General features: G+C 45.0%; 18 protein-coding genes and 4 tRNA genes. 5 read left to right on the top strand and 17 right to left on the bottom strand.

The features are described from left to right. Window positions 1-332: 332 nt before the first annotated feature. Window positions 333-1,250: a LysR substrate-binding domain-containing protein gene (locus ABJF92_RS14545; protein WP_446816504.1), complete on the bottom strand. Its 918-nt coding sequence runs from the start codon at window positions 1,248-1,250 to the stop codon at window positions 333-335. Window positions 1,251-1,384: 134 nt separating this feature from the next. On the opposite strand from ABJF92_RS14545, the gene ABJF92_RS14550 reads away from it, so the two are divergent. Then, complete coding sequence (locus ABJF92_RS14550; RefSeq protein ID WP_446816505.1) at window positions 1,385-2,164, top strand: HalD/BesD family halogenase; 780 nt, start codon at window positions 1,385-1,387, stop codon at window positions 2,162-2,164. Window positions 2,165-2,221: 57 nt separating this feature from the next. On the opposite strand, the gene ABJF92_RS14555 is transcribed toward ABJF92_RS14550, so the two are convergent. The 3 genes from ABJF92_RS14555 to ABJF92_RS14565 are packed head-to-tail and all read right to left on the bottom strand — an operon-like array spanning window position 2,222 to window position 5,477. After that, window positions 2,222-3,394 (bottom strand): sodium ion-translocating decarboxylase subunit beta, encoded by a 1,173-nt coding sequence (locus ABJF92_RS14555; RefSeq protein WP_446816506.1) that lies wholly within the window; start codon window positions 3,392-3,394, stop codon window positions 2,222-2,224. Window positions 3,395-3,411: 17 nt separating this feature from the next. Then, window positions 3,412-5,196: a sodium-extruding oxaloacetate decarboxylase subunit alpha gene (oadA, locus tag ABJF92_RS14560; protein WP_446816507.1), complete on the bottom strand. Its 1,785-nt coding sequence runs from the start codon at window positions 5,194-5,196 to the stop codon at window positions 3,412-3,414. A gap of 23 nt (window positions 5,197-5,219) precedes the next feature. After that, window positions 5,220-5,477: an OadG family protein gene (locus ABJF92_RS14565; protein WP_446816508.1), complete on the bottom strand. Its 258-nt coding sequence runs from the start codon at window positions 5,475-5,477 to the stop codon at window positions 5,220-5,222. Window positions 5,478-5,655: 178 nt separating this feature from the next. Here ABJF92_RS14565 and ABJF92_RS14570 point away from each other — a divergent pair, with 178 nt between their 5' ends. After that, entirely contained in the window at window positions 5,656-6,633 is a 978-nt protein-coding gene (locus ABJF92_RS14570; protein ID WP_446816509.1) for a tRNA dihydrouridine synthase, read from the top strand. Between the two features lie 78 nt (window positions 6,634-6,711). Here the strand turns inward: ABJF92_RS14570 and ABJF92_RS14575 are convergent. From ABJF92_RS14575 to ABJF92_RS14615, 9 genes are all read right to left on the bottom strand, one after another. Continuing rightward, window positions 6,712-6,788 (bottom strand) — tRNA-Arg (locus ABJF92_RS14575). 59 nt (window positions 6,789-6,847) lie between these two features. Further along, a tRNA-Arg gene (locus tag ABJF92_RS14580) sits at window positions 6,848-6,924 on the bottom strand. A gap of 59 nt (window positions 6,925-6,983) precedes the next feature. Then, window positions 6,984-7,060, bottom strand: a tRNA-Arg gene (locus ABJF92_RS14585). 61 nt (window positions 7,061-7,121) lie between these two features. Further along, window positions 7,122-7,211 (bottom strand) — tRNA-Ser (locus ABJF92_RS14590). 71 nt (window positions 7,212-7,282) lie between these two features. Beyond that, window positions 7,283-7,468 (bottom strand): carbon storage regulator CsrA, encoded by a 186-nt coding sequence (gene csrA / locus ABJF92_RS14595; RefSeq protein ID WP_445976870.1) that lies wholly within the window; start codon window positions 7,466-7,468, stop codon window positions 7,283-7,285. A 141-nt stretch (window positions 7,469-7,609) separates the two neighbouring features. Beyond that, window positions 7,610-8,851, bottom strand: a complete 1,242-nt coding sequence (locus ABJF92_RS14600) for an aspartate kinase (RefSeq protein ID WP_446816510.1) — start codon at window positions 8,849-8,851, stop codon at window positions 7,610-7,612. 95 nt (window positions 8,852-8,946) lie between these two features. After that, on the bottom strand, window positions 8,947-11,571 hold the full coding sequence (gene alaS / locus ABJF92_RS14605; RefSeq protein ID WP_446816511.1) for an alanine--tRNA ligase: 2,625 nt from the start codon (window positions 11,569-11,571) through the stop codon (window positions 8,947-8,949). Window positions 11,572-11,782: 211 nt separating this feature from the next. Then, window positions 11,783-12,883 (bottom strand): alanine racemase, encoded by a 1,101-nt coding sequence (alr, locus tag ABJF92_RS14610; protein WP_446816512.1) that lies wholly within the window; start codon window positions 12,881-12,883, stop codon window positions 11,783-11,785. Window positions 12,884-12,898: 15 nt separating this feature from the next. Further along, a complete protein-coding gene (locus tag ABJF92_RS14615; protein WP_446816513.1) occupies window positions 12,899-14,152 on the bottom strand; it encodes a D-amino acid dehydrogenase in 1,254 nt (417 codons plus the stop codon). 194 nt (window positions 14,153-14,346) lie between these two features. Here ABJF92_RS14615 and ABJF92_RS14620 point away from each other — a divergent pair, with 194 nt between their 5' ends. Continuing rightward, window positions 14,347-14,802 carry a regulatory protein RecX gene (locus tag ABJF92_RS14620; protein ID WP_446816514.1) on the top strand — a complete coding sequence of 152 codons (456 nt, stop codon included), beginning with the start codon at window positions 14,347-14,349 and terminating at the stop codon, window positions 14,800-14,802. A gap of 359 nt (window positions 14,803-15,161) precedes the next feature. On the opposite strand, the gene ABJF92_RS14625 is transcribed toward ABJF92_RS14620, so the two are convergent. The 4 genes from ABJF92_RS14625 to ABJF92_RS14640 form a co-directional block, all read right to left on the bottom strand. Continuing rightward, entirely contained in the window at window positions 15,162-16,727 is a 1,566-nt protein-coding gene (locus ABJF92_RS14625) for a hypothetical protein (RefSeq protein WP_446816515.1), read from the bottom strand. 375 nt (window positions 16,728-17,102) lie between these two features. Next, window positions 17,103-17,915, bottom strand: coding sequence for an SDR family NAD(P)-dependent oxidoreductase (locus ABJF92_RS14630; protein ID WP_446816516.1), 813 nt, complete (start codon window positions 17,913-17,915; stop codon window positions 17,103-17,105). A 230-nt stretch (window positions 17,916-18,145) separates the two neighbouring features. Then, complete coding sequence (gene recA, locus ABJF92_RS14635; RefSeq protein WP_446816517.1) at window positions 18,146-19,201, bottom strand: recombinase RecA; 1,056 nt, start codon at window positions 19,199-19,201, stop codon at window positions 18,146-18,148. A gap of 88 nt (window positions 19,202-19,289) precedes the next feature. Continuing rightward, window positions 19,290-19,790 carry a CinA family protein gene (locus ABJF92_RS14640; RefSeq protein WP_446816518.1) on the bottom strand — a complete coding sequence of 167 codons (501 nt, stop codon included), beginning with the start codon at window positions 19,788-19,790 and terminating at the stop codon, window positions 19,290-19,292. An 81-nt stretch (window positions 19,791-19,871) separates the two neighbouring features. Between ABJF92_RS14640 and mutS the strand changes: the two genes are divergently transcribed. Beyond that, window positions 19,872-22,487 (top strand): DNA mismatch repair protein MutS, encoded by a 2,616-nt coding sequence (gene mutS, locus ABJF92_RS14645; RefSeq protein WP_446816519.1) that lies wholly within the window; start codon window positions 19,872-19,874, stop codon window positions 22,485-22,487. Between the two features lie 130 nt (window positions 22,488-22,617). Further along, window positions 22,618-22,941 carry a ferredoxin FdxA gene (fdxA, locus tag ABJF92_RS14650; RefSeq protein ID WP_445976856.1) on the top strand — a complete coding sequence of 108 codons (324 nt, stop codon included), beginning with the start codon at window positions 22,618-22,620 and terminating at the stop codon, window positions 22,939-22,941. The last annotated feature ends 380 nt before the right edge of the window (window positions 22,942-23,321 follow it).

A 23,321-nucleotide genomic window follows, 5' to 3' on the forward strand; every position in this document is an offset into this window, starting at 1 on the left:
TATAAAGCGAATTGACGTGTTTGACGTCTCGTAAGACTTCAATTTTTTTGATCAACCACCAACCGAAGTTAGTAAGTCGATCTTCTGAAGTCTCCAGCGAGCGCCCACACAAATTATCTGATTATCTATTTTAAAGAGCGTTGCCGTTACACTTAAGCTGCTTCGTCTCTGTGTTAGAGTGAAGCCCTGTCCGTGTCAGCGAGGGCGTATATTAAGGATCTACAGATTTAGTGCAAGTGTTTTCTGCAATTAATTGTATTTTTAAGCTAATAATTTCAAAAGCTTATAATTCCGTACAAAAAAACAACAATATCGAGATGTTTGTTCATTTCTCATACAGCCTTATCTAAAAAATCATTCTCACCAGTGATTTCCAACGCAAACAGTAGTGCAATCATGCGTCGAGTTTGCGCACTCTTCAAACTCCGCTCTGGGTAAACAAGAAAGTAGTCTTGCTTCAGCGCCAAACTAAGATCATTAACTTTCACCAAAGCCCCTGACGCTAATTCAGCCTGAATCAATGATTCTTGACCTAATAAAAGCCCCCTTCCCTGTAACGCTGCTTCGACCGCCAAATTGGTTAGGTTAAAAGTAGGTCCTTTTTGAACGCCGTAATAAGGTAACCCCATTCCTTCAAACCAATCCTGCCAACTCGGCAAATCAGCATTATCTCGCCCCCAATCCACATGAATCATTGGTAGGCATACTATGGACTCAATATCGTCTCTCTCTATAGCCTGTAATAATTTTGGACTAGCAACAGCAAACACCCTGTCATTAAATAAACGCTGTTTATGCATGTCTGGATAGGAATGAGCACCAAAACTGATGCAGGCATCAAAATCCTGCTGATTAAAATCTACTTTGCTGTGACTCGCCTCTACTCGTATATCCACATCCTGACATTTTTCTAATACATCATAGACCCTGGGCATTAACCACTTACTTGCTACTGACGGTAAGGCGGCAATTTTAAAGACGCCAGCCTGCTCTTTGCTGTGCAATACCGCCTGCCCTTGCGCCAGACTGGCAAAGGCTTGCTCAACGAAGGGCAAATAGGTTTTGCCTTGCGCTGTTAACTGCACACCAGTAGAAGAACGCATTAGCAAGCTCACCCCTAGCTCTTCTTCTAATTGTTTGATTTGCTGACTAATGGCCGCTGGGGTAATACATAATTCATTCGCGGCACTGGCGAAACTGCCATATTTTGCGGCCATGATAAAACTTCTGAGATTATTGAGAGATCGCATACCCCACCCTTCGTTAAGCAATACTTAACAAGACATTAAGAATTTATTGTTACTCCCCATTACTAATATTCAGTAACCTGAAGCCTAGTCGGTTTTATCTTTTTAAATACATTGGCACCAGCGCGAGGCTATATATGTCATTAGATACCATCATTAATCATACGTTGTACACCATAGATGACGACTCTTTTCAAAAAGAGTGTCGCCACAAGCTCCAACAGGACGGCGCATTAGTGCTACCAAATTTTCTTACTGAAGAGTGCATCGCACAGGTAGTGGCTGAGGGTAAACAGCAAATGCATTTGGCTTATTACACAGAAGACCGTCACAATGTTTATTTGAAAGAAAGCGACCCAGATTTTGACAAAGGCCATGCCCGCAACCGTTTAGTTGATTCCTCTAAAGGCTGTATTACTGACGACTTTATTCCCAGCAACTCACCCCTTAGACGCCTTTATGATGCGCCAACCTTTCGGAAATTTTTAGCTGAGGTTTTAGAAGAGCAGCAACTTTATAACTATGCGGACCCACTCTCCTCCATCAACCTACATTACGCCAGTGAAGGACAAGAACTTGGTTGGCACTTTGATAACTCCTCCTTTGCCATTACCCTGCTATTACAAAAGCCCGAGCAAGGCGGTCATTTCCAATACATTCCTAATATGCGCAATTCCGCACAGGTGGATATGAACTATACCGGTGTGGAAGCCGTACTCAATAGTCAAACCCCAGTCCAGCAGCTTGATATTGACCCAGGCTCATTGGTGCTATTCCGCGGTCGTGACGCCATTCACCGTGTTACACCCACTATCGGTGACACAACCCGAATGTTGGTGGTACTGGCCTATAACTCCGCACCCAACATCGAACTATCTGAATCCGCCCGCATGACTTTTTATGGGCGCCTTAATTAATCAAAAAAAAAGGCCGATGCAGTGATGCATCGGCCTTTCTATTTAACGCTAAGCGCCTTAGCCGCCAACGTAACTCAACATCACACCAGCTGCTACTGCAGAGCCAATAACACCCGCAACGTTTGGACCCATTGCATGCATCAACAAGAAGTTTTGCTTGTTTGCCTCTAAACCAACTTTGTTAGCTACACGGGCTGCCATAGGAACAGCAGATACACCCGCCGCACCGATAAGAGGGTTAATATCTTCAGCCGAGTATCTATTCATTATCTTAGCCATAATAACACCGGAAGCAGTACCAATAGAGAAAGCCACCAATCCTAAACCTAAGATCCCTAAGGTCTCAAAATTTAAGAAATCTGCTGAGCTAAGTTTTGAACCTACACCTAAACCCAAGAAAATAGTAACCGTGTTGATCAAAGCGTTTTGAGCCGTATCACTTAAACGATCCACCACGCCACATTCTTTCATTAAGTTACCAAAGCAGAACATACCTAGTAGCGGCGCAGCACTTGGCAAAAACATAGCAGCTAAGAAAATTACAACAAGAGGGAATATGATCTTCTCTTTCTTCGAAACCACTCGCAACTGAACCATTTTGATAGCACGTTCTTCTTTAGAAGTAAGTGCTCTCATGATTGGCGGCTGAATCAATGGAACCAATGCCATGTACGAATAGGCAGCAACAGCGATTGCACCCAACAAATCAGGAGCAAGTCGGCTGGCAACAAAAATCGCCGTAGGACCATCAGCACCACCGATAATGCCAATTGCAGCAGCATCCGCTAAAGTGAAGTCCATAATACCCGCAGCCCCCAGCAGCACCGCACCGATAACTGTTGCAAAGATACCAAACTGGGCAGCTGCACCAAGCAGAAGCGTTTTAGGGTTGGCCAGCATAGGACCAAAGTCCGTCATTGCTCCCACACCCATAAAGATCAATAATGGGAATAAACCCGTTTCAATACCACCATGATAGATGTAGTACTGAAGACCACCAGGGGAAACCAAGTGGCCCGCTGCATCATAAACGGGAGCCGCCATAAAACCAGCTCCCGGAATATTCACCATGACAGCACCTATACCAATAGGCAGTAACAACAAAGGCTCAAAGCCTTTCTTCACGGCCAAAAAGATCAGTAGAAGACCCACACACATCATCACAAACTGGCCCAGCTCAAGCTGGTAAAAACCTGTATCATGAAGCAAATTTAGTAGCTTATTTTCCATCTCTAAATTTTCCTAGATTACAAAGTAAGAAGTGACTGACCCACTTGTACAGAGTCACCTTCTTTCACGTTAATGGAACCTATCACTCCTGATTTAGGCGCTGAGATCTCTGTTTCCATCTTCATTGCCTCTAGAATCATCACAGTATCACCTTCTGCAACCTGCTGACCCGGAGCCACTAGAACCTTGAAAATATTACCTGCAAGCGGTGATGGTACGGGGTCGCCACCGGATACTGGGGCTGGCTGAGCCGTTGCAGCTGGCGCCGCGGTACTCGCACCAGTTGGCTGGATTTGGCTAATATCGCCACCATCAGCCACTTCAACCACATAGCTTTGCCCAGAAACAGTTACGGTATAGACACCCGCTTCGGTGGAAGCTTCTGCCGCACTGACCACATCATCAGCAGAAGGCACTGGCTCAAAGGCACTGGCATCACCACGGTTTTGCAAAAATTTCAAACCGATTTGAGGGAACAAGGCATAAGTCAGGACATCATCAAGATTGTCTTCTGCTAACTTAATATCTTTTTCTTTGGACAAGCCAACGAGCTCTTCTGTCAATTTATCCATTTCAGGAGATAAAAGATCCGCTGGTCGACAAGTGATTGCCTCTTCTCCCGCTAACACACGCTCTTGCAGCTCTTTATTGAACTCCGCGGGTGCAGCGCCATACTCACCCTTAAGAATACCAGCCGTTTCTTTCGAGATAGATTTGTATCGTTCACCAGTCAGAACGTTTAGTACCGCCTGAGTACCAACAATTTGAGACGTTGGCGTTACTAGTGGAATCAAACCTAAATCTTCACGTACTTTAGGAATTTCTTTTAGTACATCATCAAACTTATCAGCTGCACCTTGTTCTTTCAGCTGACTTTCCATATTCGTCAACATGCCGCCAGGTACTTGTGCTATCAAGATACGAGAATCTGTACCGCGTAGCGAGCCTTCGAACTTAGCGTACTTCTTACGCACTTCTCTAAAGTAGGAAGCAATCTCTTCTAGCAATGTGAGATCTAGACCAGTATCGCGATCTGTACCCTGTAACGCCGCCACAACAGATTCTGTTGCACTGTGACCATAAGTCATCGACATAGAAGAGATCGCTGTATCAACTCGGTCAACACCTGCCTCGACCGCCTTCAAGATCGTCATATCAGACAGACCCGATGTAGCATGAGCATGGAGTTGCACTTCTAAGTGAGTTTGCGCTTTTAACAAACTGACCAACTCGTACGCGTCGTATGGCGTTAAAATGCCAGACATATCTTTAATCGCAATGGAGTCAGCCCCCATATCTTCCAATGTCTTAGCGTAATCTACCCAGTTCTGCGTAGTATGCACACGACTCTTAGTGTAAGAAATCGTACCCTGAGCATGCTTGTCTTGGGCTTTAACCGCCTTGATAGCTGTTTCCAAGTTGCGAGGGTCATTCATGGCATCAAAAATACGGAAGACATCCACACCATTAACCGCAGCACGCTCAACAAACTTGTTTACCACATCATCAGCATAGTGACGGTAGCCCAATAGGTTTTGTCCACGAAGCAACATTTGCTGAGGTGTGTTTGGCATTACTTTTTTTAACTCACGGATGCGCTCCCAAGGATCTTCACCGATATAACGGATACAGGAGTCAAACGTCGCACCACCCCAAGATTCAAGTGACCAATAACCCACTTGATCAAGTTTTTCTGCGATTGGCAGCATATCGTCAATACGCATACGAGTTGCAAACAATGATTGGTGCGCATCGCGCAAGACGACATCTGTTATACCCAGAGGTTGCTTAGGAGTTGTCATATTTCAGCCTCAGTTAGAAAATATTAATTAGTTTTTTTGTTTTGACGATGTTGATGCACAGCAGCAGTAATAACAGCCTTCAAATGCTCATCTACCCTAGTGCTGTTTGCCGCCTGTGGTACAGCAGATGCCGTCGCTTCAGGAGCCGGTGCATCAGGGAAAAAATGATTCAGTAAGCGCGACATATAGGTTGTCGCAAAGATCAACAGTATTAGGAATAGAAAAACAAAACCCATCCCCAATACCATTAATCCGATACCCTCTTCTAACAATCCATTCATAGTTTTTTATACCTTTTCGCTTGCCTTGTTTGTCCGCGATGAATGTGCTCATATGCACACTCATAGATACTGTTTTTGATTGATGCTATTTTTTACCACAAACCAGAACAGTTTGACATTTTTTTTACATAACAGTTTAACTTATTTCGTGAACATTCCACCTAAATCGACAAAAAGCGTGAACCCAACCCCACAAAAACCTCACATTACCCTAGCTGTTGCGCCAATGGAGGGCGTCATGGACCACACCATGCGCAGACTATTATCGCAAGTTGGTGGCATGGATTATCTGGTATCGGAGTTTGTACGCGTATCCCAATACGCCATTCCTAGCCATACTTTTAAGCGTCTCGTCCCCGAGAATCAAGATCAGGCTAGAACTACCCACAACCACCCTGTTTACACTCAATTGTTAGGCAGCAACGCCGAGCTAATGGCTCAAAGTGCTCTGGCCGCCAGCGAAGCTGGGGCGACTCATATTGACATTAACTTTGGCTGCCCTGCGAAGCGTGTTAATGGTCATGGAGGCGGCTCTGTTCTGCTTCAGGACCCAAACATCCTGCATGAGATAATGCACGTCACGAGGCTAGCTCTGCCAAGCCATATTCATTTGTCCGCCAAAATACGCCTAGGCTACGAAGATGAAGAGCGCCTATTTGATAATGTCGACGCCATAGAGAGCGCTGGAACAGAAAAGCTCACTGTTCATGGTAGAACCAAAGTAGACGGCTACAAACCACCGGCTCGCTGGGAAAAAATAGGACAGATACAAGACAGAACAAAAATGGAAGTGGTGGCGAACGGTGACATCGTTGATATTGACTCACTCATTAGGTGTCAGGCCATTACAGGATGCCAACATTTCATGATAGGTCGCGGCTCCCTCAACAACCCATTCGTTTTTCAGGAAATCCGCTCTCATTTAGCGGGTAAAGTTGCACCGCCACAGCAGCAACTCGTTGAATTGTTTTTGGATTACAGCCAACAGCTACAACAAGAGTACGATGAGGTAGCAACGCTTGGACGCCTAAAACAATGGTGCGGGCATTTACGTTTTAATTTTCCAGTCATTAAAGCAAACTTGCAGTCATTGAGACGCTGCCAATCAACACAGGCACTGAATCAACTGATTAAAGAACTACTAGAAACTAGATAAAAGAGTAGAGATAAGTTTTAGAAAACAAGGATGTTTTTTGAAGAAAGATTTTACAAAGAGATATAAAACAAGAAGAAATGGTGCACCCGAGAGGATTCGAACCTCTGACCGCTCGGTTCGTAGCCGAGTACTCTATCCAGCTGAGCTACGGGTGCGTAACTACATAATCTTTTTTGAAAACCTAAGGGAGGATAATACCTAAGGAGTTTTGAAATGGTGCACCCGAGAGGATTCGAACCTCTGACCGCTCGGTTCGTAGCCGAGTACTCTATCCAGCTGAGCTACGGGTGCGTAACTTCAAATTTGATTAGCAACTTAAGATGATAGAACATCCTAAGTGAATACTGAAATGGTGCACCCGAGAGGATTCGAACCTCTGACCGCTCGGTTCGTAGCCGAGTACTCTATCCAGCTGAGCTACGGGTGCGTAACTACTTTTCAGTATCTTTTGAAAAATAGGAGGATAGCCCTAAATCTCAAACTTGAAATGGCGGAGAGTGAGGGATTCGAACCCTCGATGAGTGTTAACCCATACACCCTTAGCAGGGGCGCGCCTTCAGCCACTCGGCCAACTCTCCAAACAAGTGCGGCGTAGTATATACTGCTTAACCGCTATGTAAAGCCCTTAAATTAATTTTTTTAAAAAAAATTAATTTTCTAGAACTTCGTCTTGTTCTTTCTGAATGCGAAGATAAATTTCTTCACGATGCACAGAAACATCTTTAGGGGCATTAATACCAATGCGCACCTGATTACCTTTAACGCCTAACACGGTAACAGAAACTTCGTCACCAACCATTAGAGTTTCACCAACTCTGCGAGTAAGAATAAGCATAACAATATCTCCCTGTGAGATTCATTAATTTTCAATCAAGCGACTTGATCTCAAAATCGTGTAGGAAATTCCCTACAAGAGATATTGTATCTTTTATACTCAGGTTAATCTATATCTTTAACAAAAGTAGACAAAAGTCCACTAAGACTCACTAACTTCCATGCTAGCGTCACTCAACTTAAAAGCTGAATGAAGGGCGCGAACCGCCAGCTCCATGTATTTCTCATCAATAATAACAGACACTTTAATCTCAGAAGTAGAGATTAGCTGGATGTTAATTGACTCCTCAGCCAAGGCACGGAACATGCAGCTTGCCACACCCGCATGGGAACGCATTCCAACACCAACAATAGACACTTTGGCAATCTTAGCGTCCGATAATACGTCGCGTGCACCTAGCTCCTTCTCAATACTTTTAAGGATAACTAACGCCTGCTCGTATTCATTACGATGCACGGTGAAGGTAAAATCCGTCGTGCCATCAGCCGAAACATTTTGCACTATCATATCTAATTCAATATTAGCATCACTGATCGGACCTAAAATACGCGACGCAATACCCGGAATATCCGGCACACCTTTAAGGGTCAATTTGGCTTCATCACGGTTAAATGCAATACCAGAAACAGCTGGCTGTTCCATATCTTTATTCCCCTCAGTTGTAATCAATGTACCTTCTCCATCTTCAAAACTCGACAATACACGCAGTGGCACCTGGTATTTACCCGCAAACTCAACCGAGCGTATTTGCAATATTTTTGACCCTAAGCTGGCCATTTCTAACATTTCTTCAAACGTAATCTTATCTAAACGACGGGCGCTGTCCACGACCCTAGGGTCGGTGGTGTAGACACCATCCACATCAGTGTAAATCTGGCACTCATCTGCTTTCAGCGCAGCCGCCAAAGCAACTCCAGTAGTATCTGAGCCACCACGCCCAAGAGTGGTGATATTGCCGTTTTCATCCGCGCCTTGGAAACCCGCAACCACGACAACTCGACCAGCGCTTAGATCCGCTTGCATGGCTTCCGTATCAATATGTTGAATACGCGCTTTCGTATGGGCACTGTCCGTGGTAATTCGTACTTGAGAACCGGTGTAAGAGCGCGCATCTAAGCCACGCTTCATTAACGCCATAGAAAGTAAAGCGATCGTCACTTGCTCACCAGTAGACAACAAAACGTCCATTTCTCTCGGACTCGGTGTTGCCGTTACCTCTTTTGCTAAAGCGATCAGGCGGTTCGTTTCACCACTCATGGCAGAAACGGCCACCACGATGTCATCACCGTTTTGCTTATGCTTTAGTACGCGATCTGCTACTGCTTCGATACGCTCAATTGTGCCGACCGAAGTACCACCATATTTTTGAACCAACAACGCCATAGTCTTATTACCTATACTGAAAGCGCACCGACAAAAGAGCCCCTTTTAATCGGGGCTATTTGTCGGCATTTTTTAAAACCATTAAAGAAAATCGTCTAACCTGAGACTTTTTCAGCTACCCATGCCGGTACTAGTGCCAATGCTTCGGGCAAAGCCGCAGGGTTATTACCACCCGCTTGCGCCATGTCTGGACGACCACCGCCTTTACCATCAACCAAAGGCGCTACCATTTTGATCAAATCGCCTGCTCTGACTTGCTTGGTCAACTCTTTCGTTACCCCAGCAATCAAACTCACTTTATCAGCATTCACAGCAGCTAATAAAATAACCGCTGACTCCAGTTTACTCTTCAGTTGATCCAACAAATCACGAAGCTCTTTCGGATCGTTTACCTCAACCTGAGCTACCAACAACTTGCCACCAGCAATATCGGTCGCCTGAGAAGCCAAATCCGCGCCAGCCAAAGCGGCCATCTTGCCTTTTAGAACATCCAATTCTTTTTGCAAACTACGGGCTTGTTCGTTTAAAGCAGACACTTTATCGAGTGCATTGTCTTTATTACCTTTCACCAAACTTGCTACGCTTGTCAGCACGGCTTCTGTCTGGCGGGTATAATCAATCGCCGCTTTACCTGTTAGAGCTTCAATACGGCGTACACCTGCAGCGATACCACCTTCGGATACGATCTTAAACATACCGATATCACCAGTGCGTTTAACGTGAGTACCACCACACAATTCGATGGAGTAATCAGCGCCCATGGTTAAAACACGCACTTCGCTGTCGTATTTTTCACCAAACAAGGCCATAGCACCTTTTTGTTTCGCCGCTTCAATGTCCATGATGTCGGTATCAACAGAGCGGTTCATGCGAATTTGCTCATTCACCATGTCTTCAATCTGCTCAATCTCAACTGCAGTGACGCCTTCAAAATGAGAGAAGTCAAAACGTAAACGCTCAGCATTGACCAAAGAGCCTTTCTGAGTCACATGCTCACCCAACACGCGACGCAAAGCTTCATGCATCAAGTGGGTAGCGGAGTGGTTCAATGTCGTTGCCATACGAATCGTACGGTCCACGTCACCTGTTACCAAATCACCTACAGACAAACTCCCTTCTTTTAACTCGCCTTGGTGCAGATGCGCCTTAGCTTGCTTAGTCGTATTACTTACCTTAAAGGCACCAGCGCCACGCAACCAACCTTGATCACCTACCTGACCACCAGACTCACCGTAGAAAGGTGTGGACTTCAAAATGATCGCTGCAGATTGACCTGCTGCTAGAGTATCGACGTAAGCACCATCCACCAAGATGGCTTCGATTTCACATTGACTTTGCAAGTGATCATAGCCAGTAAACTCGGTCACCGACTCTAGTTTCACACTACCAGACATATCCATAGAGAAGTTGCTGGCTGAACGCGCCCTTGCACGCTGAGCGTCCATTGCCGCGTCAAAGCCTGCCTCATCTATTTCCAGACCATTTTCACGGGCGACATCATTGGTTAAATCTGCAGGAAAACCATAGGTATCATAAAGTTTGAAGACGGTTTCACCAGCAATGGTTTTATCATCACCCAACTGACTGATGGCTTCTTCAAGAATCTTCATACCTTGATCAAGGGTTTTCGCAAACTGCTCTTCTTCTTTTAGCAAGATAGAGGCTACACGATCTTTCAGCTTACGAAGTTCTGGGTAAGCGTCACCCATTTCGGCATCCAGAGCATCCACCAACTTATGGAAGAACACGCCTTTTTGACCCAATTTATTACCGTGGCGTACCGCACGACGCACAATTCGACGCAATACATAACCACGCCCTTCATTAGAAGGAATGACACCATCCACAATCATGAAAGAACAAGAACGAATGTGGTCGGCAATAACACGCAAAGATTGCGATTCAAGATCTTCTGTACCAACCGCTTTAGCTGACGCCGCAATAAGGTTTTGGAACAAGTCGATTTCGTAGTTGCTGTGCACCCCTTGAAGAATGGCGGCAATACGCTCTAAGCCCATACCCGTATCAACAGACGGCTTTGGTAATGGCGCCATGGTGCCATCGGCGGAACGGTTGAACTGCATGAACACCACGTTCCAGATCTCGATAAAGCGGTCGCCATCTTCTTCTGGGGAACCTGGAGGCCCACCCCAAATGTGCTCACCATGGTCATAGAAAACTTCAGAACAAGGTCCGCATGGGCCAGTATCGCCCATCGCCCAGAAGTTGTCAGATTGGTAACGACCACCTTTGTTATCACCAATGCGAATGATTTTTTCTTTTGGCAAGCCGATATTTTGATGCCAAAAATCAAATGCTTCATCATCATCTGCATAGACAGTTACCAAAAGCTTTTCTGTTGGTAACTTAAGTACTTGTGTTAGAAACTCCCAAGCATAGCTAATCGCTTCAAACTTGAAATAATCACCAAAACTAAAGTTACCTAGCATTTCAAAGAAAGTGTGGTGACGGGCTGTGTAACCCACATTCTCAAGATCATTATGTTTACCACCAGCTCGTACACAACGCTGAGAGGTTGTCGCTCGGCTATAAGGGCGAAGATCTTCCCCTAGAAAAACGTCTTTAAACTGCACCATACCGGCGTTAGTGAACAGCAAGGTTGGGTCGTTGGCAGGAATCAAGGAGCTTGAGCTCACAATTTGATGCTGCTTACTTTCGAAAAAGGATAAAAATGACTGGCGTAACTCAGAACTCTTCATAATGGGATGAGTCTCTATCTCTGTAATGTCTAGACAAATTGGATTGCGAGATTGGCCTATTTAACGCAGCCAATACGGGGCAATGAAAAGCACAAAATAATACACGCTTAGGATAGGTGTTTTCAAAAGAAACCGTAGAATTTTTAGGCTTATTTTGTATAAAGCTTAAACAAAAGCGTCTTTCAAGGGAAAAAGACGCTTTTAACACACATTAAGACTTAGGTTCTGTCTCTGTGATATAACGATAATGAGGTCTTGATGTCATACGTGTCACCAGCTCATAACCGATTGAACTGGCGTAATCAGCCACTTCTTCAACCGGTACACCTTGCCCCCAGATCACCACTTCTTGACCTATGGCAAGAGGCTGATTGTTTTGGCGGTATTTTACGGTGATCATATCCATTGACACCCGCCCCACGAGACTGGCTTCTTGGCCATCTATGGTAAGCGGAGCACCACTTTGCGTATGGCGAGGGTAACCATCCCCATAACCTATGGCAACCGTCGCCAAGTCATGATCTTCTTGAGCCTCGTAAGAGTATCCATAGCCAACCTTATCGCCTTTTTTCACCTGACGTACTGAAATGACTTTCGACGTTAGATTCATAGCTGGCACTAAACCAAGTTGCTCACCACTGATACCCGCAAATGGAGAGATGCCATACAGCATAATGCCTGGTCTTATCCAACCACCTTCTGGAATCATCCATTTCATAATGGCGGCAGAGTTCGCCACACTGGCCTCAATACCACCAATACGACGGCGAACCTGTTCAAAAAAGCGCAATTGTTCAAGCGTGGCACCATCCGACAAATCATCAGCACAAGCAAAGTGCGTCATCAGGAGAACGTCGTCTACCAAGCCAGACTCTTTAAGCTTATCTACCATGCTGGCAGCGCCTAACTCATCTGTCCCCAAACGATGCATACCAGTATCCAGTTTAACGAACACCTTGCCAATCTTAGCTTGGCCATCCAACAACCAATCAAGTTGTTGTTCGTTTTCTATGGCTGCCCAAAAGCCGTACTGCTCGCAAAGCTCCCATTCTTGTGCCTCAAAAACGCCTTCAAGCAACATAACTGGAGATTTAATTCCCGCTTCGCGTAAGGCTAAAGCCTCTTCTATCGCTGCCACGGCAAAGGCATCGGCTTCTTCATCTAGGTGCTTGGCAACCTTCACAGCGCCATGACCATAGGCGTTACTTTTTACAACAGCAAACGCTTTACTCGTTGGCTGTAATTTTTTTGCGTAACGGTAATTTTGTAAAATTGCGTTTAGATCTACCGTTGCAGTGAGTGGCCGAGCCATTTTTACCCCTTAAATTTAGTTGTAACGTGTAACCGCTAACGCTTGAGAATCAATTTCCGTGTTATTGCCTGCAATAATATCGGCAATCACAGCGCCAGAACCACAACTCATCGTCCAACCCAATGTGCCATGACCAGTATTTAGGTAAAGCCCCTTCACACTCGAAGCGCCAATTACAGGTGTGCCATCTGGCGTCATCGGGCGTAGCCCTGTCCAATACTCTGCTTGAGCAAGATCACAACCTTGGCCAAATAAGTCCGCGACCACATGACGAATGGTTTCCGTGCGAGACTTAGGCAATTCAAGATTATAACCATTTAACTCTGCCGTACCGGCGGCACGGATACGACCACCAAGGCGGGTTACCGCAACTTTATAGGTTTCATCCATTACCGTGGAGATAGGTGCAAAAGAGTCATCAGAAATTGGCACCGTCAATGAGTAACCTTTTACTGGGTAGACAGGAATATTAACATCGCATGCTTTCAACAAGGCTTTCGAGTAACTTCCCAAACACACCAGAACCGTATCAAATTCTTGTAAGCCCGCCCCAGTATGAACACCTGTTACTTTGCCAAGCTGAACTTCTAGGGCATTAATATCGGTTGAGAATTGAAACGTCACCCCTAAAGATTCACAAGTCTTCTGCAAAGACTGGCAGAAGCTAAAGCAATCGCCCGTTTCGTCACCTTTTAGGCGTAAACCACCAGTAAGCTTGTGCTGAACAGGAGACAAGCCTGTTTCTACCTGCACGATTTGCTCTGGTGTCAGTACCTCGTAAGGCACATTAAGCGCTTTCAATACTTTAATGTCTTTCTCAGCAGCTTCCACTTGAACATCTGTACGGAACAGTTGCAGTGTACCCAACTGGCGATCATCGTATTGAATGCCAATGGCTTTTCGCAGGGCGACAAATTGATCACGACTGTACTCGGCCAAAGCCATCATGCGTGATTTATTCACGTTGTAACTTTCAGCATTACACTGAGCTAGCATTTTACCGATCCACTTAAGCTTCTCAACTTCAGGTGTCATGCTAACCTTTAGCGGTGCATGTTTCTGCATGAGCCACTTAACCGCTTTAAAAGGCACGCCAGGAGCGGCCCAAGGAGCAGAGTAACCAGGAGAGATTTGCCCCGCATTTGCAAAGCTGGCCTCTAAAGCCACCCCTTCTTGGCGCTCAATTACAGTGACATCAAACCCTTTTTTCGCCAAATAGTAAGCCGAAGTTAGTCCAATAACACCAGCACCCAATACACAAACACGCATAGAGAAACCTCAATATAAGTAAAGTAATTTCAACTATTCTTTCATAGCAATGAAAGAATTATCATCTTATTTTTAAGTAATATATAGACATTAGAACTATTTATTTCAAAATATATAGTTTTATACACTAGCAAAAAAAAGAGTGCTTACATTCCAACTAATGCTAGAATCTGCCGCTTGCTAGGAGAGACAAAATGACGCCCCCTACACTCAGTGTTTTTGACCAAGCTTTAGCTCTGCTTAGCCACAGAGAACACACCAAAAAAGAGCTTAAACAAAAGCTCCAACAAAGAGGCTACCAAGCCCCTGAAATTGACGACATTTGCTTGAGACTCCTCGACATGAACTACCTCAATGATGAGCGTTTCTGTGAAATTTTTGTACGCAGTAGATCCCAAAAACCTTTGGGCCCCCAACGCATCCTGCAAGAACTGATCCAAAGAGGTATAAAGACAGAGCAAGCTAAACAAGCTATTCAAAATTGTGAAGCTGACTGGTTCGAACTCGCTAAACAATTAAAAGATAGACGCTTTGGTGAAAGCCGCTTCCAAGACTACAAAGAGAAAGCTAAACAGATGCGTTACTTACAATATCGCGGCTTCGACTTCGACCAGATAAACTATGCCCTTACGGCAAGCGCAGAAGACTAACGCTCTCCTAATAAACATCTGGAACACTTAATGAATAAAAGATTCTGCTTACCCTATCTGCCATTTGGGGCTATTCATTCTTATTGATGCGCATGACCGCGCTGGTTTTAGGGTTTGTCGTATTGATTGCATTGCGCGTGGGATTAGCCGCATTGTTTCTGCCGCTAATCGCTTTCACACTAAAAAAGAGTGAGTGCTTTTCACCAACTGGCGCCATTTTCTAACGTTAGGGATGATTTTGACTCGAAGAAGAAGTGGTAATTCACACTTTTATTGGTTCATTCATCGTGATTTTAAGTACCGCTTTAGTGGCAGGGTTTAATCCTTTCAAAAAAGCGGCAAAAGCCATTAGTTCGTGATTATGGCTTATCTTCTTTGGACATAAGGGCGTTTAAATAGCGCTCTTCCATGGCCACATAACGCGTTTGTACGGAATCTATTTTGCTCTCAAGCTCTGTCACTTTTTCCGATAACGCTTGAGTTTCTGAGGATATCTCGTTATCTGCTTGAGCCTTTTCTAAGCGTTGCAATTCCATCACCAGTTCTTCGTTCACCTCTCTAAGGTTTTCCTCTTCTTCCATGTCTTGGCTGGTGGCTTCAACAGGCCCAGCATTGGCTTGATCCGCCGCCCCTTGCAGCTTTTGCTCTAAGTCTTCACGTACATCTCTTGCTTTATCCAAATCCCTTTCCAGCATTTCCACATACAATTCAGACTCTTGTACCATGGTTCTTAAAGAGCTTAACTTAGAGGATTGCTCCGTCACGAACTGCTCAGACTCTTCACTTAAGTCCCCCTGATGCAATAGATCTTCCATGCTACGCATTGTTTGATGCTCTTTCTCAAAAACGCCACGTAAATCATCGCCATTTCTTTGTTGATCGAGCTGAGCTTTTTTCTGATCTATGATCTCATCACGCTTAGCAGAATCTATATTTAAGTTGTATTTCACTCGGTTCATGCTTTCTAGTTTGGCCTCAAGAGCCTTAACCACACGACCACTTTCAAGCAATGATTTTTCCAGCCGCACCATAGAAATATCGTACAAGCTAAGGTGACTACCTTCTTCTCCTTTGGCCGACTTACTGCTCTTAATCTTAGCTTTTAGCTCAGCAATGATGGCTTTTTGAGATGCTGCTAGGCCCTTTAAATCCTCAACTTTATAATCCAATTCAGTGCGCATCGAGTTTAAGAAGGCGGACTCGTCTGTATCTTCCAAGAAGGCCTCTAGTGATTCTATATACTCTTCATCACCATTATCTTGTGCCTTAATTTCAATAAGATGTTGTTTTAATCGATCTGCCAATTCATACATGCTGGCAATTTCGGTTCGTAATTGGGCTAGTGCTTTATCTAACCCCTCATCTTTGATCAACTTGGCCTGTAACTTATCTAATTCCGCATTCAGGGTAGAGGTAACATCTACCTCTTTAAAGACTTTCTGACTGGCTTCTTGCAAGATTCTATTAAGATCTTTAAGCACTGCTTGATTCACTTTCAGACACTTAAACAGCGCATCGACTTCTTGCGCCTTATTTATTTTCTCTAACACCTCATTAAACGCCGCAAGAGAATCGGCCACTTTGTCATGGGGAACGGCGCCTTCAATCAGTATCTTTTCAATATCCAAGAAGATCGACCAGCAAATTAAGGCATTTTCGCCCTGTTCGTCGGACTCAGGCAGTTCGGAGAGAAGTTGGAAACAAATGTTTTTTTGCTGCTCAATAAGACTTAACCAACGCAGCTTATCTTCCACTGATACTGCACGTGTTTCCAAGCTAGATAAGGGGTTGGAGACAGGGCTCTCGTCTGCCTCAGATGGCTGGGCAGAGGGGTTCTTCAGTTTGAAATACCAAATAACTAGGCACAACACCAAGATAGAAAAGGTGCCAGCTGCGCCAATCAGCCCCCATTGCCATATCAACATATTGCTTTACACCTTATTTTTAGAATGAACGTTATGCTAAAAATATAAAACGATGGAAGAAGAAAAGCCACCTAAGCCTTTCTCAAATCTGCCTTGTGGCAAGCGCCATAACCTTTAGTCCCCTATTAGCATTGCCTTTTGGTGAAAGCTAAAAAAATCATTTTGGCCTGCCTTCAGGGCGCCAGCGCGCCGTTTAAATAATTGCCAAGCCACCCAACCAGATAGTACATTGCCTGCAGATGCACCCACAACGCCAAAAGATCAGATTGCCCCTTTTTAACCAGTGCTTTCAGGGATGGTCAAAAAGTCCAACGAAAATCGCCACCAACAGAGTATGTTGGTGGCGATTTTATTGGTCAGTTTAAAACGAAATAATTAAGCGGCTAGATAAGGGCGGATAATATCAATGATGGTCTGCTCAATCGTGGCAACTTTTTCTGCATGCTCAGCATCTGGGTGAGGCGCTGTGAAACGGTTAATATCATTGTCGTAATATTTTCCTGTGGCGTTAGCAAACTCTTTTGATAAAGCAGCGTTAATCAGAATATCGGCGCCAATTTGTAAATCGGTTCCTGCTACCCCATAGGCTTGTTCAACCATTTTACTGCCCAAAAAGGATTTAGGATTCACGGCAACAATCACTGGCCCTTGCTGACCTAATGACAAAGCCAATGAACGGCTCCACATGGTAAGTGCTAGTTTGCTTTTAGCATACACAGCATTGTCGGATTGGACGCTGGGTTGAATTAGCTCTTGGGCAGACAATGGCGCTTGTGCGGCAGAGGAAAGGTTCACCACCCGAGCATCACTAGGCATGATGTCTAACAATTGCGTCGTCAGAAAATACGGCGCAATAGTATTCACCATAAAGCGAGTGTCTAGACCATCCTTAGTGACCTTGTCATTAATCACAAACACCCCAGCATTGTTAATCAATACATCGATTTGTTGATGATCATTTTTCACCTCTGCCACCAACTTCTGCAATTCTGCAAAGCTCGATAAGTCCGCTTGATAAGCAAATAATTGTTCTGCTGCCGCAACACTGGACAACTGCTTTAGAACATCTTTCAGCTTGGCCTCACTGCGGCCATGCACCAACACTTTATGACCCAACTCAACCAGAGACTTAGCCGTTGCTAAACCTATCCCGTCGGTTGAACCTGTAATTAGAATTGTCTTACTCATGGGGAAGTTCCTTAAGTTGATAATAAATACTCATCACTGAGTACTTCAGTAATCTTCCCTACATACTAGATTAGTAGCCGTTACTTTATTATCAGCAAAACTGAACAATGAGTTTTAATTTTTTATTAACAATCTTGCGTATTTCTAGCTCGTAATCTTGCTCACAACCCACAAAACAAAAAAAGCAGGCCTAAGCCTGCTTCTTGTCAACGAATACTAGGTTTTGTGGATTAAAACTCTAGTTGATCCGCTTCTTCTTTATCATCTTTTTTATCTTCTGCTTTCACTTTACTTGGTAATAGCGCTTCGCGAATCTTCGCTTCAACTTCTTGAGCGATTTCTGGGTTATCCGCTAAATACTGAGCAGCATTGGCTTTACCTTGACCAATCTTATTACCACCATAAGCATACCAAGCGCCCGCTTTATCAATGAAGCCTTGTTTCACGCCAAGGTCAATCACTTCACCCATGCGGTAGATACCTGCACCGTACATAATTTGGAATTCAGTTTGCTTGAATGGCGGTGCAACTTTGTTTTTCACCACTTTCACTCGAGTCTCGTTACCAATGACCTCATCGCCCTGCTTCACTGAACCGATACGACGAATGTCCAAACGTACGGAAGAGTAGAATTTCAGTGCGTTACCACCCGTTGTGGTTTCTGGTGAACCGAACATAACACCGATCTTCATACGGATCTGGTTAATGAATACTACCAAGCAGTTAGCATTCTTGATGGAACCGGTTAGTTTACGCATCGCTTGAGACAATAGACGTGCCTGAACACCAACCGATGAGCTACCCATTTCGCCTTCGATTTCGGACTTAGGCACCAAGGCTGCAACAGAGTCAACAATGATCACATCAACACTGTTAGAACGTACCAACATGTCCACGATTTCTAATGCTTGCTCACCCGTGTCTGGCTGAGAGATCAGTAAGTCACCGATGTTGACCCCAAGTTTCTCTGCATAGGCAGGGTCCAAGGCGTGCTCAGCATCGATGAAGGCACAGGTTTTACCTTGTTTTTGCGCTTCCGCAATAACACTCAAGGTTAACGTTGTTTTACCAGAAGACTCAGGACCGTAGATTTCACAAATTCGACCATAAGGAAGACCACCTGCACCCAACGCAATATCAAGACCTAAAGAGCCAGTCGATACCGTATCGATATCAAGCTTAGCGCCTTCATCCATTTTCATAATGGCGCCTTTACCGAACTGACGTTCAATTTGAGATAAAGCGGCGTCTAACGCCTTTTTCTTGTTGTCTGCAGTAGATGACATGATGTGATCCTTGTGGCTAATTTTCGTTGCTGGTAACTCTAGCGCTTTTTTTTGTGAATCTCAAGAAATACTGTATATAAAAACAGTATTATTTTATCTCGCTATTTAGCACTTGAGAAATGCCCTGTAACGCACTTAAAACTGTTTGCTCTCGCACTGCTTGTCGGTCTCCAGAAAATTGAAAACGCGTCACGATGGCATCACCGCCTAGCCTTTGCCAACCGATATAAACACAGCCAACTGGCTTTTCTACAGAGCCGCCCCCTGGGCCTGCGACACCACTGACCGCTACCGCCACTTGTCCTCCTAATGCCAACGCCCCTTGGCACATTTCACGCACCGTTGCTTCAGAAACCGCGCCATGGATTGCAAGGGTCGTCGGTTGCACACCCAAGGCTCGTTCTTTGGCTTCATTGGCATAACTCATCACGCCGCCGAAAAACCAAGCGGAGCTGCCTGCTATTTCCGTACACACGGCGCCAATCAAGCCACCGGTACAAGATTCAGCGGTGACTAATTGCAAATTTTGAGCCTGCAATAACTGACTGGCTTGCTCGGCTGCCAGCGTCATTTGTTGTATTTGCTTCATCTTATTTGTGATCCCTTAATTCCTTATGCAATATGCCGTAGAATAACGCTCTAATTTTTGGATCACAATCGAGTACACCCGATGAGTAAAACAGCGAGCGATAATCACACGCCAATGATGCGTCAATATTTTGGCCTAAAGTCTCAACACCCGAATCAGTTACTGTTTTATCGCATGGGGGACTTTTATGAAATTTTCTATGATGATGCTAAACGCGCTTCGCAACTACTCGATATCACCTTAACTTCTCGAGGCCATTCTGGCGGCCAGCCCATTCCAATGGCTGGCATCCCTTTCCATGCGGCCGAGAACTACATAGCACGCTTAGTCAGAATGGGCGAGTCCGTGGTTGTGGCAGAGCAAGTTGGCGATCCAGCCACCAGCAAGGGGCCTGTAGAAAGGCAAATTGCTCGCATTGTGACGCCCGGCACCATTAGTGATGAAGCCTTCCTTGAAGAAAAGCGTGAAAACCTACTATTGTCTTTGGCACACCAGTCTCGCAAGGGGTTGGACGTGTTTGGCTTTTCTTACCTAGATATGGCCAGTGGCCGTTTTTGTGTGTTTGAAGTGGATGGTCATGAAGCCTTAAACAGCGAATTACAGCGTTTATCCCCTAGGGAAATTCTCATTTCTGAAGACTTCCCAGCAAAAGATGCCCTTAAACTTGAAAAAGGCATTGCTGAGCTCGGCCCTTGGCACTTTGACTATGAGTCGAGCTATCGCCAACTGATCCAGCAATTTAACACTAAGGACTTATCGGGTTTTGGCTGTGAAGCCCTAACCGCCGCCATTGCCTCAGCAGGCGCCTTGCTTCAGTATGCGAAAGATACCCAACGCTCTGCTTTGCCGCACATTCTTTCCATTACCGTTGAGCACAAGGACGACTCAGTATTAATTGATGGGGCAACACGCCGTAACCTAGAAATCGACATTAACCTAACTGGTGGCACCAGTAACACCCTAATCAGTGTGCTAGACGAATGCTCAACACCGATGGGAAGTCGCTTGCTTAAGCGCTGGTTACATACGCCCATTCGCGACATCGAAGAAATTCAGGCTCGTCAGCAAGTGGTCGCAGAGTGCCAACAGGGCTTCTTCTACCAAAGTTTGCACGAACCTCTAAAGAAAATCGGCGATCTTGAGCGCATTTTATCCCGAGTGGCTTTACGCTCCGCTCGTCCACGTGACTTGTTACGCCTGCGCTTCGCCCTAGAAGCTGTACCGGTTATTAAACAGATTCTCGATCAAGGCTCAGCACCGCGCTTAGCCGCTCTTAATGGGCGAATCATAGCCCAGCCCAACATTACCGACACACTGACCTCAGCCTTAGTAGAAAACCCGCCTTCGGTCGTTAGAGACGGCGGCATATTTGATAAAGGCTACGACGATGAATTAGACGAGTTGCTGAGCCTTTCAAGCAATGCCACAGACTATCTGGCAGAAATGGAGCGTAGTGAAAAAGAACGCACTGGCATTAGCTCCCTAAAAGTCGGCTTTAATCGGGTTCATGGTTACTATATTGAAATCAGTCGCTTGCATTCCGACCAAGCACCAGTGGAATACATTCGCCGCCAGACGCTGAAAAATGCCGAGCGATTTATTACGCCAGAGTTAAAAACCTTTGAAGACAAAGCGTTAAGCGCCAAGTCCAAGGCCTTAGCCCGCGAAAAACAACTCTACGAAGAGTTACTGGACGCACTCAATGAAATTCTTGGAGAGTTACAAACTACCAGCCAAGCCCTGTCTCAGCTAGATGTTTTAAATACATTTGCTGAGCGTGCCGACACACTGAATTTCACCTGCCCTGAGCTACACCAGCGCGGCGGTATTAGCATTACTGGTGGTCGTCACCCTGTAGTTGAATCGGTCATTTCCGACCCTTTCGTGCCCAACGATTTGGAACTTAACGATCAACGTTCGTTACTCATGATCACAGGTCCAAACATGGGCGGTAAATCCACCTATATGCGACAGATCGCACTGATCACCTTGCTGGCACACAGTGGTTGTTTTGTTCCCGCACAAGCGGCATCCATTTCCGTGGTGGATCGTATCTTTACACGTATGGGCTCTTCTGATGATTTGGCTGGCGGTCGCTCTACCTTCATGGTGGAAATGACAGAAACGGCCAACATACTCAATAATGCCAGTAAAAACAGTCTGGTATTAATGGACGAAGTCGGCCGCGGCACCAGCACTTTTGACGGTTTGTCTCTCGCTTGGGCGGCAGTGGAATATTTAGCCAACAGCTTACAATGCTATGTGTTGTTCGCGACCCACTATTTCGAACTCACAGGTTTGGCGGAGCAGCTTGAAAACGCTGAAAACGTACACCTAACCGCCACCGAGTACGAAGACGAAATTGTCTTTTTGCATAAAGTGCATGCCGGCCCAGCTAGCCAGTCCTACGGATTACAAGTGGCACAATTAGCAGGGGTGCCTAAAAATGTGATTAGTCATGCTAAGCAAAAGCTTAAAGAGTTGGAAGTGAGCACGGGAGTTACACAAAGCCCAGTTAGCGCACTGGCTAATAATGACGACAAAGATTCGCCGCAAGTCGTAACACCTCAACAACCTGACTTGTTTGCGCAAGCGGAACAAGACTCATTGAGACTCGCATTAGAGGCCCTCGATTTAAATAATATGACTCCGCTGCAAGCAATCAATGCGCTGCATGAGATTAAGTCTCAACTGTGAAGGATTTTGGGTGCTCAGGCATAAGCTAATAGCAGATAAATTTAGTCGATTTGCGAATGTTACTTGCTGACGAATGGGCATGGCTCTAAAATAGCGTCAATTAATTTTATACTTTGTAAGGAGAAGTCGAATGGCTTTCATCGTTACCGATAACTGCATTCGCTGTAAATACACTGATTGCGTAGAAGTTTGCCCAGTAGACTGTTTCTATGAAGGTCCTAACTTTCTGGCAATCAATCCAGATGAATGTATTGATTGCGCACTGTGTGAACCAGAATGTCCTGCAAACGCTATTTTTTCTGAAGATGAGCTTCCAGAAGATCAAGAGATTTTCGTTGAGTTGAACCAAGACTTAGCTTTGATCTGGCCAAACATCACAGAGAAGAAAGACGCTCTTGCTGATGCGGCAGAGTGGGATGGTGTGGAAGATAAACTAGAGCACCTAGAACGCTAAACACACGCTGTTCACGACTCTTTTAAAAAGCAACTTCTAGCAAGTTGCTTTTTTTTGCCTAGCACTTCACAAATTGTGGGCGAAAAAAAAGAGCGACTAATCGCTCTTATTCTTGCTCACATCCTGTTAAGCAACTCATCCAATGAGTGAACCTTCCATGAGTGCTTCGTCCTGAAGTCTTCGCCATCCTGTTTAATAGTTCGATCCTTTCAAACTATTGCAGATCCTTCTGCTACATCCATTTAAATATCTTATCCTGACGAAACCATACTGCCATCAATGGCTGTTTGTAGGCTTTACTGAAGCATTTCCCTGTGCCTCATTAAGATGGTTCTAATTTAACAGAAAATAATTCGCACGCAACTTTTAACACGCAGCCC

This window comes from Marinomonas sp. (assembly GCF_039940335.1).
Classification (GTDB): domain Bacteria; phylum Pseudomonadota; class Gammaproteobacteria; order Pseudomonadales; family Marinomonadaceae; genus Marinomonas.

Coding starts and splice junctions, on each gene's coding strand:
- ABJF92_RS14545 (WP_446816504.1), bottom strand. CDS start 1,250: ATGCGATCTCTCAATAATCTCAGAAGTTTTATCATGGCCGCAAAATAT.
- ABJF92_RS14550 (WP_446816505.1), top strand. CDS start 1,385: ATGTCATTAGATACCATCATTAATCATACGTTGTACACCATAGATGAC.
- ABJF92_RS14555 (WP_446816506.1), bottom strand. CDS start 3,394: ATGGAAAATAAGCTACTAAATTTGCTTCATGATACAGGTTTTTACCAG.
- oadA (WP_446816507.1), bottom strand. CDS start 5,196: ATGACAACTCCTAAGCAACCTCTGGGTATAACAGATGTCGTCTTGCGC.
- ABJF92_RS14565 (WP_446816508.1), bottom strand. CDS start 5,477: ATGAATGGATTGTTAGAAGAGGGTATCGGATTAATGGTATTGGGGATG.
- csrA (WP_445976870.1), bottom strand. CDS start 7,468: ATGCTTATTCTTACTCGCAGAGTTGGTGAAACTCTAATGGTTGGTGAC.
- ABJF92_RS14600 (WP_446816510.1), bottom strand. CDS start 8,851: ATGGCGTTGTTGGTTCAAAAATATGGTGGTACTTCGGTCGGCACAATT.
- alaS (WP_446816511.1), bottom strand. CDS start 11,571: ATGAAGAGTTCTGAGTTACGCCAGTCATTTTTATCCTTTTTCGAAAGT.
- alr (WP_446816512.1), bottom strand. CDS start 12,883: ATGGCTCGGCCACTCACTGCAACGGTAGATCTAAACGCAATTTTACAA.
- ABJF92_RS14615 (WP_446816513.1), bottom strand. CDS start 14,152: ATGCGTGTTTGTGTATTGGGTGCTGGTGTTATTGGACTAACTTCGGCT.
- ABJF92_RS14620 (WP_446816514.1), top strand. CDS start 14,347: ATGACGCCCCCTACACTCAGTGTTTTTGACCAAGCTTTAGCTCTGCTT.
- ABJF92_RS14625 (WP_446816515.1), bottom strand. CDS start 16,727: ATGTTGATATGGCAATGGGGGCTGATTGGCGCAGCTGGCACCTTTTCT.
- ABJF92_RS14630 (WP_446816516.1), bottom strand. CDS start 17,915: ATGAGTAAGACAATTCTAATTACAGGTTCAACCGACGGGATAGGTTTA.
- recA (WP_446816517.1), bottom strand. CDS start 19,201: ATGTCATCTACTGCAGACAACAAGAAAAAGGCGTTAGACGCCGCTTTA.
- ABJF92_RS14640 (WP_446816518.1), bottom strand. CDS start 19,790: ATGAAGCAAATACAACAAATGACGCTGGCAGCCGAGCAAGCCAGTCAG.
- mutS (WP_446816519.1), top strand. CDS start 19,872: ATGAGTAAAACAGCGAGCGATAATCACACGCCAATGATGCGTCAATAT.
- fdxA (WP_445976856.1), top strand. CDS start 22,618: ATGGCTTTCATCGTTACCGATAACTGCATTCGCTGTAAATACACTGAT.